Genomic DNA, 14,204 nt, shown 5'->3' with positions numbered 1-14,204 from the left:
TCGATCAAGCTGACACTGAGTACAGCATGCCCGCAACAAGCGTCCGCCATCGGTAAAATAAAATCAAAAAAAAACGGCCAGAACATAAAGAAAGCACGAGCCAGCCTTCTATTGTTGACGAAGACTCTCTCACACCTTCCTTAAGTACTGACCGTAACACCAAGAAAGAAAAAATTTACACCGTCAGGTCATTACCTAACGCTTGACGAACCACCTCACGCGCTAATAATTCAGACGCATCATAAATAGGTAAGGAGGTCTTCAACTGGTCGCCGATCACAGATAACTCTGTACAAGCCAACACCAGACACTCCGCCCCTTGCGCCGCCAGATCGTCAGCGGCTGCTTGGTAGTTTTGCAGCTGTTCTGCCGTATGCCGTTTCGCCTTTACCGCACGAATCAATGCCATCACCTGCTGCTGTCGTTGTGACTCTGGGTAAAGAACTTGGGCACCATAGTCGGCACACCAAGGCTCATATAGATGAATGATTTGCAATGCGGAGGAAGCTAATAAGCCTACCTTGCTAAGCTGAGGGTTCATCGCTTTGGCATGCTTTACGGTGAGCTCTATCAAGTTCACCACAGGCACATCAACCGCAGCCGCAACTTGAGGATAATAATGATGCGCCGTATTACAAGGAATCACCAAAAAATCTGCGCCCTGTTTTACCAAGCCCTGCGCCATACTAATCATACTAGGCGCGGGATCTTCTCCACCGCCTTCGATTAAGGCTTTAATGCGCGAGGGTATTTTCGGGTTATTGTCCACCAGCACATGAATGTGATCCACATCATCATCCGCAGGTGTCAGGTCAATAATGCGCTGCATCAAATTGACCGTGGCTTCTGGCCCCATACCGCCAATGACACCCACCACTTTTTCTTTATTCGAACTCACTGCCGTCATGACTCACACTCGCTTACTACTGCCACAATAATCTCAGAAATTAATACACAATCCTCTTCACTAAAGGTCAACGGGATTCGCATATCTAATAACGTAGCCAGAACCTGCTCAGTGTTTGGCAGCTTAGGCATGTCTTCAATGTAGCGCCAGCTATCATAACGGCTGGTGTAATCTTTAGGCTCAGCATCGCCGAACCACTTAAGCACCACCCCGCGCTCACCACAACGCTTGACGACATCAAGCATTTGAGAGGCGCTAAAGCTAGGCAAAGAAAACTGAATAGAACTACCAACGAAGGTTTCCGCTTCAGGCCGTTTAGGCACAACAATCGTGGCACTCTGTCTCAATACCGCCTCAATCACAGAATAACGACGATTCCAACGCTCGCATTGAGCGTCTAAGCGTGCAATTTGCGGTCGCAAAATAGCGGCTCGCAAATTATCCATTCGACCACTGTAGTTCGGCGTATCGAATCGAATTTGTTGAAAGGTTTCCTTCGCTGGTGCCGCGAAGTGCCGCTCATACAACATATAAGAACCTGAATACATAATGGCTCGGGCCATAACCTCCCCATGACGAGTCGTTAGAAAGCCCCCCTCACCAGAATTGACATGCTTGTATGTCTGCGCACTAAAACAAGCCACATCGCCAAATGTACCGCTTTTCTTACCCTTCCAACTGGCACCCATGGTATGGGCGCAGTCTTCAATCAAAAATAAACCATATTGATCACAGATCGCCATAATACGATCCATATCTGCTAAGTGACCACGCATATGAGAAAGCATAAAATACTGAGCACCTGAGCTGGCAGCCTTCGCCTCAAGATCATCCAAATCGATGCAATAATCGTCAGCAACATCTACCAATACCGGCACTGCGCCACTGTTATGAATCGAGCCAGGCACTGGCGCTAATGTAAAAGCATTGCACAACACTTTATCCCCAGCTTGCACGCCAGCAGCACGCATTGCTACATGCAATGCATAACCACCAGAAGAACACGCCAAACAATAAGGCACCCCTTGATACTCTGCGAATTCGATTTCTAATAAATCGGTTTCACTTTTTTCATCAGGAAGCGTGTTATAGCGATGCAAACGCCCTGATCGCATCACCTCAATCGCAGCCAAAATACCCTCTTCAGGAATTGCTTCTTGCTGAGTAAACGCTTTATTAAATACTTTCACAGGCCTCTCCTCAGTCGTAGCGTTTTTGATCGTAGACCGTGAAGTCCCACTCTTTTTCTGGGAAAAACTTACGCAATCGCCAATCACAAGCACGTGCGTGCCCTTCCATGCCTTCGGTTCGAGAAATACGTGATCCTGCCGTGCTAAACGCAAGATTGGCCTCTTCATCCAACTCTTGATAGGTCAGCACTTTCATAAATTTCTGTACGTTTAGGCCACCACTGTAACGCGCGGCTTTTTTAGTTGGCAAAATATGGTTAGTACCTGAACACTTATCCCCCTGAGAAACCGTGCTACCTTCACCTAAGAAGAGTGAGCCATAATTATTCAGGTTGTCTTTCCACCAATCGAGATCCTGCGCCAAAATTTGCAAATGCTCACAGGCATAGTCATCGCTAATACGCACCAATTCATCACGATCATCCGCTAAAATCACTACTCCATGGTCCCGCCATGCAGCTTCACACACATCTGCATTTGGCATATCCGCAATCACCTGAGGCATAATCTCTAGGACTTTTTCCGCTATTTCACGACTGTCTGTAAACAACCAAACTGGAGAATTGGTACCGTGTTCGGCTTGGGAAACAAGATCGACGGCAATCGTCATAGGGTCGGCAGTTTTGTCCGCGATGATCGCAGACTCAGTCGGACCGGCAAACACATCAATGCCCACCGAGCCAAACAGCATACGCTTCGCTTCTGCGACATAAGCATTACCAGGGCCAACTAGTATGTCCGCGGGCTTACCAGTAAATAGGCCTCCGGCCATGCTGGCTATCGCATGCACCCCACCCATTTCTAAAATCATATCCGCACCAGCAACATCCATCGCATAAACCACCGCTGGATTAATACTGTCACCACGTGGTGGTGAACAAGCGACCACAAATGGCACACCCGCTGCTTTTGCGGTCGCCACACTCATCAGAGCAGAAGCCGCGTGAGCATAACGCCCTCCAGGCACATAACAACCTGCACATTGGACAGGTAAAACCCGCTGCCCTAAACGCACACCTGGCTCAGTTTCAATCTCAAACGATACCAAGCTATCTCGTTGCGCTTGCGCAAAGCGCTTAATTTGTCGGTGCGCGAAATCTATATCGTCTTTCACGCTTTGTGGCACACTGGCAATCAGGGCTTGGCGCTTTTCATCGGTTAAAATAAAATCCCCTTGCCAGTTGTCAAACTGCAGCGCATACGCTCTAACCGCCGCTTCACCTTCTTCTTGAATTCGTTGCAGCATAACCTTTACTGCGGCTTGAATTTTTTCATCTTCATCCGCCACGGTCGAACTAGATACAGCATTTTTTAAATATTCCATAAAGCACCTCTCACTGTCCTGAGTATTCGTATTAACTCTAAAATGGCGACCCAGCCGGCCAACACTAAAAGGAGAATACTCAAAGCCCAACATCACTTTGCAAGCTACTAGAGCTTGGCTAGTATTTATGTAAATTTGTAACCCAATAGAACTCGGTTATCACCTATGTCAATCAGAGCAATCTCTTGATCGCAACTTATGCCGTGACTATTTTGGCCTTGTGGTGGGCTCAAAAAACCTGATTAAACGAACTAAATGGCATGAAAAGAAGCAGGTAAGCGGCATTAGGTTACTCCTGTTTTTTCTTTATTTTTGTATTTGAGTGCTGCTATTTCCTAAGCAAGCTATCACCTTAGTGACATAATTAGCGGGAAACCAATGCCTTTTTTGAGCGATAGCGGTTACTTTTACGCATAAGATAGCGTGCCCTATAAGACATCTTAAATCGCACTTTTTAGTTGCTACAGAAATATTTTTTATCAAATAAAAACAATTAGATACAGATACAAGCCATGAGTTATTGATCGTCTATCAGCCCGCCCAAAAACGCGATGCCTTTCTGACCTCTGAAGATGGCTTACAAAATCCGAGCTTTTGCTCTTAGTTCACGCTTTAAAATAGCCAAAAAAATTCCATGAAATGGCATTTTTTCGCTTCGCGATGCTTTATGACATGAACACCAGACGGTGATAGCTAACCAGCCTCTTGATATAACGCTGAAAGGTACTGCCAAAAACGCGTAGAGAAATCCGAATGTTTCCCCTTAAATCGATAAATATTAATATCTAATTCTATTGATTTAAGGGGGGCCCCAAGCACCATCACCTGACCAGCATCCAGCTCTTTTTTGACCAAAGACTCAGGTATCCAGGCAACACCATAACCTTTCTCCACCAAGGCTTTTAACCCTTCTGCCAAGGCGTTTTCGCAGACCTTATTCAATTTAAGCTCAGTGCTCAAATCAGACAAGGATTCACTGCTCAGCAAGCTGCCTAAAAAAGATTCTTTGGGGTAAGTCAGCCATCTTAAGCTTTCTTGTGAAACACGGTATACAGGCTGCCCATCAGCCTTAACGGCCGTCACAGGAACAATGCGGTCGGTGGTGATTTGAATCGTCTCTATGTCGCTCCTACTTAACTGTTTAGCCACTTCAGGGGTAGAAAAGCACACCAAGAAATCCCCCGCCCCAGATAGAAATGAATCTATAGAATCATGCAAATTATCGGTATTCACTCGAATCAGAGAATCGCCAATAAAAGGTTCAATTTGCTGCAACCAATCCGGCATAAAAGAAACCGCCAGAGAATGCTGAGACATCACCACCATTTCTGCAGTGTCATTAACTAGGGAGGTGAGGTGATTGCGCACGCCATACATTTGTTTGACTAAGCTCTCTGCTTGCTCCAAGAACGCCATACCTGCTTTCGTAAAAGTGGTCGGATATTGAGAGCGATCTACTAGGCTGACACCTAGCCAGCTTTCCAGTGATCGAATACGCCGACTAAATGCCGGCTGAGTCACAAAACGCGCTTCTGCGGCCTTCGAAAAACTGCCATTCTTGGCCAATGCCAGATAATCTTCTAACCACTTCAATTCCACTGGAACTCCTTTCTAATAATGGTTTTTTTCGATGTTAGCACTGCTATGCAGAAAAGTAACCGAGACAAGATAAAACAGCATTGGGCAGCAGAAAATGGAGGCGTTAGTCTCTAAAGCAATTCAACGTCATCCCTTTATGGAGATTTACCTATGCATCTTTCCCGTTACCCTAGATTACATTTTGCTCACCTTGCGACACCACTTGAGCCAATGACAAGACTGAGTGAGCATTTAGGCGGTCCTACTATTTGGATCAAGCGTGACGACTGCACCGGTTTAGCTGGCGGCGGCAACAAGACTCGTAAACTGGAGTTTTTAATGGGCGACGCCATTGAAAAAGGCGCAGACACCATCATCACCCAAGGCGCAACACAATCCAACCACGCTCGCCAAACCGCGGCCATTGCAACAAAAATGGGCATGGCCTGTGAAATTCTCCTAGAGGATCGTACCGGCAGTAAGGATGTTGACTACAACTACAACGGTAACGTACTGCTGGATCAACTGTTCGGCGCCTCTTTAAGTAAGTACCCAGCGGGTACTGACATGAACCAAGCCATGGAAGAAGTGGCAGAGAGACTGCGTAAGGAAGGCAAAAAGCCGTACATTATTCCAGGCGGCGGCTCGAACCCAATCGGCGCACTTGGTTATGTTAACGCGGCATTGGAACTCTTGGCACAAGCCAATGATATGGGCCTGAAAATCGATCGCGTTGTTCACGCAACAGGCAGTGCCGGAACACAAGCAGGGCTAGTCACAGGTCTAGTGGCAACCAACAGTCAGATCCCAGTACTTGGCATTGGCGTTCGAGTACCTCAAGAAACTCAAGAAGCCAATGTGTTTCGTTTGGCTGAAAAAACCGCTGAGTATTTAAATATTCCAGGTGCGGTAAAACGCGAAGACGTCATGGCAAACTGCAATTATGTTGGTGACGGCTATGGTATTCCAACCCAAAGCGGTCTAGAAGCGATTGAGCTATTCGCGCAATACGAGTCTATTTTATTAGACCCTGTGTATTCTGCAAAAGGAGCGGCGGGCCTGATTGACCTTATTCGTAAAGGCGAATTCGGCAAGGACGAAAACATCGTCTTCTTACACACAGGCGGTAGCCAAGCGCTATTTGGTTACCGAGAAGCTTTTGATTTTAAAGATTATTGCTAACTACGCCCCCTTCGTATTAAGCAAACAAAAAAGCGCCTTCTTTTTTAAAGAGGCGCTTTTATTTTTCGGGCGTTACCATAAACTCGCCTGTTGCTGACTTTGTGGCAGCTGAAGCAGCGGTTGATACTCACTACACAAATCTTGGACCCGCTGGTCCAATGCGGCGGCCAGTGTCGGGGCGGCAATATTGTCTGAAGAATGCACAAACACAGTGGGGGTTAGCTCTTGCGCCAACCATTGCGCCAACTTAGCAGCCCATTGATCCAGCCATTTATCATTCAAGGGTAAATCTGGATGGCCAATATAACGCACCACAGGGTGAGATCCTGTGACAACCGGATGACAAGGCACTCTTGGCTTCTTCTTTTGTGCGTCCACCAAACTGTCACAGTACGCCTGTGTTGAGAAAACGGGCCGAGAATCCATCACTACGCGATTAACACCTCTTGCAGCCAACCCCTTTAACAATGTCGATTCATGACAAGTTCGATCAAAATACGCTAAGTGACGTGTTTCCACCGACAAAGGCGTGGTTAATGTCCACAGCTCACAAAGGGCCATGATGTGCTCTAATAAACGCTCATCGCAGCTGGCAGGAAACTGCAACATGGTCGGCCCCAGCTTTGCTTGCAAGGGCTCTAACGCAGCCATAAACACACGCCAATCCGTGACAATATCATCCCATGGGCGCTCAAGCAGACGATGGGTAACGGTTTGCGGCGCCTTAAAGGCAAAACGAAATGACTCTGCAACCGCATCATACCAACGCTGTAGCTGTTGCGCTTCTACCTGAGTATAAAAGGTACTCCCCACTTCAACCGTAGAAAACACCTGAGAATAACGCGCAATGCGTTCTGCTGAAGGCAGTGATGAGGGATACAACCAATTTACCCAAGCAGGATGTTGCCATTGGGCCATACCGTAATAAATTCTCATATTTACTTCGTCTATTGCACCGTCTAGTAAAAGCAGATTAATGTTATCGCAAGGGCTTATAGACTAAAGCAAAGCTACGCGATCAGCTGAACATTTGAAGCAAACCCCATGCTTTTAATCACCCTAGACTCCACTTCAAAAACCTCTTTAATTAATGCTTCAGTGATCAATGTTTCTGGCGCCCCCTGAGCAACCACACCGCCATCCTTTAACACAATAACTCGATCAAAACGCATCGCGTGATTTAGATCATGCACCGCCACCAGCATGGTTCTTTCAATATGGTGTATCAAAGATAAAACGCCCAACTGCTGCTTAATATCCAAATGATTAGTGGGCTCATCCATGACAATAAAAGGCGTATTTTGCGCTAACGCCCGCGCAATGTGCAGCCGTTGCTGCTCCCCTCCGGATAAAGTGTGCCAATACTGATGACGCTTATCCTGCATATCTACCTGCAACAAAGCCTTCTCAACAAACCCTTGGTGGTACTCACTCCAAGCTTCAAATGGCTTAATCCAAGGCGTCCGGCCTAGCGACACCGCCTCTTCAGCGCGCACTATGTCTTCTGTATTTGCCTTTTGCTGCACAAACGCCAAGCTTTGCGCTAAACGGCGACGTGGGTAACGATGAACACATCGCCCAGCTAACAATACTTCACCCTGAGTCGGCTTATTCAGGCCACAGATCAACCTTAATAAAGTCGATTTACCTGAGCCATTTGGCCCAATAATTGCGACACGCTCACGCTCTTGTAAAGACAAAGAGACGTTATCCAAGAGGACTTTTTTGCCAAGACGATAACTGACATTCTCAACTTTAAGGTTCATTTTCGTTGCCCCCGGATCAATACAAGCGCAAAACAAGGCGCTCCGATCAGCGCCGTAACCACCCCAATAGGCAACACCTGACCTGGGATCACGGTGCGTGAGCCAATATCACAAACGATGAGAAACACCGCCCCAATAACCGCACACGCCGGCACGAGCACCAAATGCGAACTACCAAACAAAAACCGCGCAGCATGGGGGATTACCAAACCAACAAAGCCAATGGCCCCAACCATAGACACCATCACGGCAGTCATCATCGCCGTTGAAAAAATCAGCACCACTTGCACTCGTTTCACCGCTATACCAATCGACGCAGCCGCATCAGAACCGAACAAAAAGGCATCAAGAGCACGCGAATGCCATAACACAATCATCAAGCCAAACAGCAGTACTGGCACCGCCATGGCGACCTCTTGCCACCTTGCTCCGGATAAATTTCCCAACAACCAAAACATAATTCCACGAGCCTGTTCGGCATTTGCTGACTTGGCTATCACAAATGCGGTCAGCGCATTGAACAGTTGAGAACCCGCAATACCAGCCAATATCACCTGCGTCGAGATATTCCCCATGCGCCGTCCTGATGCCAATGCCGCCAAGGCAACAACAAACATAAAAGCCAAAATTGCGCCAATTAAAGCGCCAAATGACATGCTTAATGCACCAGCACCAATACCCGCAATAGTCACTAACACGGCACCGGTTGAAGCTCCAGCCGAAATGCCTAGCAAATAGGGGTCAGCCAACGCATTACGTAATAGAGATTGCAATACCAAACCAGTAATCGCCAACGCCGAACCACAGCACGCCGCCACCAAAGTCCGAGTAAGTCGATAGTTCCATACGACACCTTGATCAATCGCATTAATCGGGTATTGGGTGCCTAACGCCCCATTTGCCACCGCGTAAACCACGGTCTGAAAGTCAATTTGAGTCTCGCCAATGGCCACACCTAACACAATGAAAACAGACAAAGTCAGAGTACTGACCAATACAAATAATAAAGGGTGACTTTTCATCACCCCTTGTAAACCTTTAACTAGCATTAGATTAACGTTGTTCCACCGCTTTGGTCACTTTTTCTAAGCCATCAATCAAACGAATTGTCGCGTCCATCTCGAGAGCGTCCATAACCACTATGTTACCATTTTTCACTGCTTTCATTTCTTTAGTCACTGGATCATTTCTTAAAAACTCCAGTTTTTTATGGTAATCATCAGCAGGGAAACGACGCCGCTGCATTTTGGCGATCACAATAATATCGGGATTCGCTTTGGCAATGCTCTCCCAACCAACGGTTGGCCATTCTTCATCCGATTGCACCACATTTTTAATTCCTAGCGTTTTCATAATATAAGCGGCCGGTCCTTTTTGCCCTGCCACATAGGGATCCATTCCCAACGCGGCACTGGAATACCAAAATACCGCAGTGGCATTTTTTGAACCCGCTCTTAACGCCCTTTGCTGTGCCAGGTTTTCTCGTTGAGTTAATGCGTTAATTAACGCATCCCCTCGTTCAGGCACATCAAAGATAGCGGCCAATTGATGAATCGATTTATACAAAGAAGTGGTTGAGAATTGCCCCAATCGAGTACCATCAAGACCGACTGAGTTATCTTTATTGTCGCAATCTGTTGGTAAAATATAAGTGGCGACACCAACATCATGAAACTGCTCCCGACTCGCGACAATACCTTGTGCCCCAACATGCCACTCATACTGGGCTATGACTAAATCAGGGCGTTTCGACACAACAGATTCGAAGCTTGGGTCATTCTCAGCTAAGCGAGGAATAGCACGATCAATGGCTTGGTATTCAGGGAGTACATCATTAAACCAGACAGATGTGCCCTTCACTTTTTCCGCAAGGCCAAGCTTATAAAGTATTTCTGTGGCGGCTTGGCCAATCGTTACCGTGGCATTAGGCGCCTGTTGATAACTGTGACTGTAGCCACAATTTGTTATGGTAAGGGGGTAATCTGTAGCGGCAACCAGTTGGCCAGAGGCAAGTGAAGCACCCAAAACCATGCTCATTAACGTTATCTTCATTGCATATCCTAACTGGGAAAATCGATGTGGGATTGTGAATGACTTTTTGTGCGTTTAATACTGAAAAAGCCTACTCTGGATCATGACTTAAATTCATTTTTGCTCGCAACACAGCTCACGCCCTGAATTTAGGTCGTCGCTGCACGATATTCGACTTGCTCAATTAAATAGAGCTTTTCCCCTTCTGCTCGCCGAATAAGCACTTCATCGCCCTCTTCTTTTTTTAACAAAGCCTTAGCGACGGGCGAATCCACACTAATATAATCCGCATGATGATCGAGCTCATCCGGACCAACAATACGAAAGCACTCTTGCTGGCCATCATCATCTTCCAGCGTCACCCAGGCACCAAAAAAGACTTTTGATTGATCCGCTGGAAACCGATCAACCACAGTACAAATATCCAAACGTTTTTCTAAGTAACGCACGCGGCGATCTATTTCACGCAACTGTTTTTTGCCATAAATATATTCAGCATTCTCTGAGCGATCACCTTGGGCGGCCGCTTCACGAACCGTTTCAGTTACCGCTGGGCGCTTTTCTTTCCACAGATATTTGAGCTCCGCCAATAAGGTTTGCGCCCCCTCTTGTGTAATGTAAGCAGATTTTGGCGGGGCAGGTGGACGATACCGAGTCATTAGTAACAACCTATTTAAAACAATGATTAAAATAAAAAATGCCGCCAAGCAATGTTAATCACTTGGCGGCATTTTGAAAACAAGTCTAGGAGTGATTAAGACGCTTGTTTATGCACATGGACATCCATTTGTGGGTATGGGATACCAATACCGCGCTCATCAAAGGTGTATTTGATCTTTTCTAGAAGATCCGCTCTGACATCCCAATAATCCGCAGCGGCGACCCAAGGGCGCAAATTGAAGTTAACGGAACTATCCGCAAGCTCTGACACCGCAATCACCCAAGCGGGATCTTTTAAAACACGCTCATCGGCCGAGACAATTTCTTCCATGATGCTTTTCGCAAGACGAATATCAGCGTCATAACTGATACCAATCACCAGATCTAAGCGGCGTGTTTTCTCTCGTGAGTAATTGACAATTGAACCCCCCATAACCGCTGAGTTCGGGGCAATAATAATCCGATTATCAGGCGTTCTCAGGTAAGTATGAAACAGCTCAATACGATCAACCGTTCCCATTTGACCAGCAGCATCAATAAAGTCGCCCGACTTAAATGGACGCAAAATGATGATCAACACGCCTGAGGCAAAGTTAGAGAGTGAGCCTTGTAACGCAAGGCCAACCGCCAAACCTGCCGCACCCAAGATGGCGATAAAGGAGGTGGTTTGCACACCGATCTGCCCTAACGCCATTAAGATAACACCTGCAAACATTAAGGCATAAAGAATACTAGAACAAAAACCCGCCACTGCCTTATCAACGGACGACTTTAGCATTCTACGCTCACACCAGTGAGCTACCTTATGCGCTACAAACCGACCAACAATGAAAATAACAATGCCGATCAATAAGTTAATTGCCATTTCTGAGATCCAAGGCAATAAATCAATGCCTTTGTCTACTAATTGTTCCATATCGCCCATGTGCTTTAATCCTTAATCTAACGTTAATAAGATATAAGCCGCTAAGCGGCATAATGTACTTTATGTCGCCATTCGTCTAACAAGTCAGACAATTGCTTTAATCCAGCTTTACTGAAACGCACATAGAGTTTCCCATCAATCAGTTGGGCTCCTCTTTTATGCTCTTCGTCAATCATAAGACACACTTCGCGCAACTGTTCAAATTGCTCATCATCTCGGATTGTCATGCCAATAAAAACATTCCAATCATATTCCAGCAAGAGACCATTGACTGCCTTCTCTAATAAAACAGTACAGTCATTCTGGCTTAACCGATAATAAGGCATTTTAGATTTATGTTTTAAATAAAACACCAGCAACGATACCAGTAAACAAAAACACAAAAAAACAGAAAGTACGAACTGTAAAATCATGAATCAAAAGAATAGTCTAACAAAGCGGCTTTAGCACGTTTCAAATGCTCAAGGTGTTCAGTTTCATAACCCATCATCTCTTTACTAAATTTATTACGCGCTTCTTTTGGTAAGCTTTTCCATTGTTCATGGGTCGGAATATGCTCTGTTTTCTCAGTAATGATATAAAAGGCCGAAATATCATCGTGTTGTGATAGATCAATACTTAACTGATCCAACAAGTTTTTCACTCGGATACTGGTTTCTATCCAAGTCAGCTTTTCATCGACTGTCACTGCTTTTAATAATATCTGAATACTTTCGATACGTTTTTGACGCTCTTCTGCCACAAAGGACTCCCCTTCACGTATTCTCGATTCACGAAGACGGTTGAGCTTGAGCTGACGAAAAATAAACCAAAGTGATGCCGCAATAACAGCAACACTGGCGACAAGAAGTAATATAAATGCAGTAAAAGACATAACAAAATCCAATATTTATAATGAGAAAGCGTTCAATTTGACTGACTCATGATGTAAGTAATTTAAGGAACACGAACAGGTGCTAATCCAGTGCCAACACTTGTTGCATCGGCTCGTATAAGGAAGGAACACAAACCAATAGAGCATCGCCATTAATTTCCAGAGGCCAGTCAGACGTCACGTCATCATAGCGTCCCAATACAGCCCCAGCTTCGCAGGCAATCAATGCTCCAGCAGCCATATCCCATGGTTTTACCGACTCGTAATAGGCTTGTAAACGCCCTGCTGCCAACCAACAAAGATCCAGTGCTGCGGATCCATTGCGGCGTATATCCTGACATTGATGCAACACATTGGAAACGCGCTTTATCAAGGGCTCGAGTGCGTTCTTTTGATAAGGAAACCCTGTTGCAACCAAAGCATTGCGTAAGCTCACTGTGTCCGTTAGCTTCAAACGCGCTCCATTTAGATAGGCGCCTTGCCCTTTCACCGCCCAATAACACTCCTCTAAAAACGGAGCATGAACCACACCTAAAAAGCGCTGCCCATCCACATACAAAGCAATGGACACAGCCACATGTCGGTGCTGATGCGCATAGTTCACCGTCCCATCAATGGGGTCGATGACCCAGGTGGGGGCTTCTCCTAACAATAAATTGGGAGAAGACTCTTCGGACAGAATGCAATGACTAGGGTAAGCCGCCGATATTTCTCCGCATAAATAACGGTCAATCGCAAGGTCTGTTGACGTCACCAACTCATGATCAGCCTTATAATCCGCCGAAAAAGCCTTTGTCTCTCTCGCTTGCTGCATCATGGTTGCGGCTTGCTCTGCAATACGCAATGCAAACGCCAGTAACTCTTCGCATTTTAATGTCATTTCATTCTCCCCCTTTAAGGAAGCTAGCAATACGCCTTGTTAGACTCAGCTGACAAAATAGCCGTAAACAAGTTGCCACCGCTGACAGGCACAAAAACATGACCTAAACAGCGGTCTTTTTATTACTTGGCTCAAACCAACACAGGTATTCGCTTATCTTTACCCGATGAGCTTAAGATAAACGAGCATGCAACCATGCTGAAATATCCGAAACCTGCTCTGGACACACCGAATGAGGCATATCATAAGTGGCATATTCAACCTCAAAGCCCCGCTCATTAAGAGCGTTTTTGGCATCTATCGCTAGGCTAGGAGAAACCACAGGATCTTGAGACCCATGATGAATCAAGAACGGAGTCGCGCCGTTATTGCAATCTTCTGCCGCAGGAAGGTCAGATTTATTAGCAAGATAAGTAGAAAGCGCCATAACACCAGCGAACGAGTGCTGTGAAGTTAACGCCAATTGATAGGCAATCACACCGCCTTGTGAAAACCCAGCTAACACAATACGCGACGCATCAATACCTGAGGCAATCTGAGCCTGCACTAGTGCTTCAATTTGTTGGCATGACTCTTCGATATTCGCCATATCCACCTTGCGCTCCAAGGTCATCTCATAAATATCATACCAAGCGCGCATCATCATTCCGCCATTCACTGTAACTGGACGCTGCGGCGCATGAGGAAACACAAAACGCCATTTTTGATCTGGCTGAACACCTAAAGCTGGCACAATGGACTCAAAATCATGCCCATCAGACCCTAAACCATGTAGCCAAATAATGGCTGCATCTGGGTTTTCTGCAGTCTCTAGTAACACGCTGGGCAACAAATCCGTCATTTTTCACTCCAAAAAACAGGCCCGGAATACGGGCAAAAAAAAGGCT

The 14,204-nt window shown here is 46.1% G+C and carries 15 protein-coding genes; 1 reads left to right on the top strand and 14 read right to left on the bottom strand.

Going from position 1 to position 14,204, the window contains the following annotated elements:
• Positions 1–175: 175 nt before the first annotated feature.
• The 4 genes from cuyB to DFP81_RS15570 form a co-directional block, all read right to left on the bottom strand.
• A complete protein-coding gene (gene cuyB / locus DFP81_RS15585; RefSeq protein WP_115898821.1) occupies positions 176–907 on the bottom strand; it encodes a cysteate racemase in 732 nt (243 codons plus the stop codon).
• Complete coding sequence (locus DFP81_RS15580; RefSeq protein ID WP_115898820.1) at positions 904–2,097, bottom strand: DegT/DnrJ/EryC1/StrS family aminotransferase; 1,194 nt, start codon at positions 2,095–2,097, stop codon at positions 904–906. Before DFP81_RS15580 ends, cuyB begins: the two co-directional genes overlap by 4 nt.
• Before the next feature lie 10 nt (positions 2,098–2,107).
• Positions 2,108–3,421, bottom strand: a complete 1,314-nt coding sequence (gene hisD / locus DFP81_RS15575) for a histidinol dehydrogenase (RefSeq protein ID WP_115898819.1) — start codon at positions 3,419–3,421, stop codon at positions 2,108–2,110.
• 693 nt (positions 3,422–4,114) lie between these two features.
• Complete coding sequence (locus DFP81_RS15570) at positions 4,115–5,020, bottom strand: LysR family transcriptional regulator (RefSeq protein ID WP_115898818.1); 906 nt, start codon at positions 5,018–5,020, stop codon at positions 4,115–4,117.
• A gap of 150 nt (positions 5,021–5,170) precedes the next feature.
• Here DFP81_RS15570 and cuyA point away from each other — a divergent pair, with 150 nt between their 5' ends.
• Positions 5,171–6,181, top strand: coding sequence for a D-cysteate sulfo-lyase (gene cuyA, locus DFP81_RS15565; protein WP_115898817.1), 1,011 nt, complete (start codon positions 5,171–5,173; stop codon positions 6,179–6,181).
• 72 nt (positions 6,182–6,253) lie between these two features.
• Here cuyA and DFP81_RS15560 read toward each other — a convergent pair whose 3' ends face one another.
• The 10 genes from DFP81_RS15560 to DFP81_RS15515 form a co-directional block, all read right to left on the bottom strand.
• On the bottom strand, positions 6,254–7,117 hold the full coding sequence (locus DFP81_RS15560; RefSeq protein ID WP_115898816.1) for a DUF72 domain-containing protein: 864 nt from the start codon (positions 7,115–7,117) through the stop codon (positions 6,254–6,256).
• Positions 7,118–7,191: 74 nt separating this feature from the next.
• Positions 7,192–7,947: an ABC transporter ATP-binding protein gene (locus tag DFP81_RS15555; protein WP_115898815.1), complete on the bottom strand. Its 756-nt coding sequence runs from the start codon at positions 7,945–7,947 to the stop codon at positions 7,192–7,194.
• Entirely contained in the window at positions 7,944–8,996 is a 1,053-nt protein-coding gene (locus DFP81_RS15550; RefSeq protein ID WP_245959190.1) for a FecCD family ABC transporter permease, read from the bottom strand. Before DFP81_RS15550 ends, DFP81_RS15555 begins: the two co-directional genes overlap by 4 nt.
• A 4-nt stretch (positions 8,997–9,000) precedes the next feature.
• The gene (locus tag DFP81_RS15545) at positions 9,001–9,999 is read right to left on the bottom strand and encodes an ABC transporter substrate-binding protein (protein ID WP_115898814.1); all 999 of its coding nucleotides are present in this window, start codon (positions 9,997–9,999) and stop codon (positions 9,001–9,003) included.
• Between the two features lie 128 nt (positions 10,000–10,127).
• Positions 10,128–10,637 (bottom strand): transcription elongation factor GreB, encoded by a 510-nt coding sequence (gene greB / locus DFP81_RS15540; protein WP_115898813.1) that lies wholly within the window; start codon positions 10,635–10,637, stop codon positions 10,128–10,130.
• Between the two features lie 95 nt (positions 10,638–10,732).
• Positions 10,733–11,563: a mechanosensitive ion channel family protein gene (locus DFP81_RS15535; RefSeq protein WP_115898812.1), complete on the bottom strand. Its 831-nt coding sequence runs from the start codon at positions 11,561–11,563 to the stop codon at positions 10,733–10,735.
• A gap of 41 nt (positions 11,564–11,604) precedes the next feature.
• Positions 11,605–11,889: a hypothetical protein gene (locus DFP81_RS15530; protein WP_245959189.1), complete on the bottom strand. Its 285-nt coding sequence runs from the start codon at positions 11,887–11,889 to the stop codon at positions 11,605–11,607.
• 83 nt (positions 11,890–11,972) lie between these two features.
• Positions 11,973–12,437: a DUF2489 domain-containing protein gene (locus DFP81_RS15525; protein ID WP_115898810.1), complete on the bottom strand. Its 465-nt coding sequence runs from the start codon at positions 12,435–12,437 to the stop codon at positions 11,973–11,975.
• 82 nt (positions 12,438–12,519) lie between these two features.
• The gene (locus DFP81_RS15520; protein WP_115898809.1) at positions 12,520–13,317 is read right to left on the bottom strand and encodes an inositol monophosphatase family protein; all 798 of its coding nucleotides are present in this window, start codon (positions 13,315–13,317) and stop codon (positions 12,520–12,522) included.
• A 172-nt stretch (positions 13,318–13,489) separates the two neighbouring features.
• Positions 13,490–14,158, bottom strand: coding sequence for an alpha/beta hydrolase (locus DFP81_RS15515; RefSeq protein WP_115898808.1), 669 nt, complete (start codon positions 14,156–14,158; stop codon positions 13,490–13,492).
• Positions 14,159–14,204: the final 46 nt, after the last annotated feature.

Origin of the sequence: Marinomonas pollencensis, from assembly GCF_003387375.1 — a bacterium.
Taxonomy (GTDB): Bacteria; Pseudomonadota; Gammaproteobacteria; order Pseudomonadales; family Marinomonadaceae; genus Marinomonas; species Marinomonas pollencensis.
This window is presented reverse-complemented; position numbering and strand designations above follow the sequence as displayed.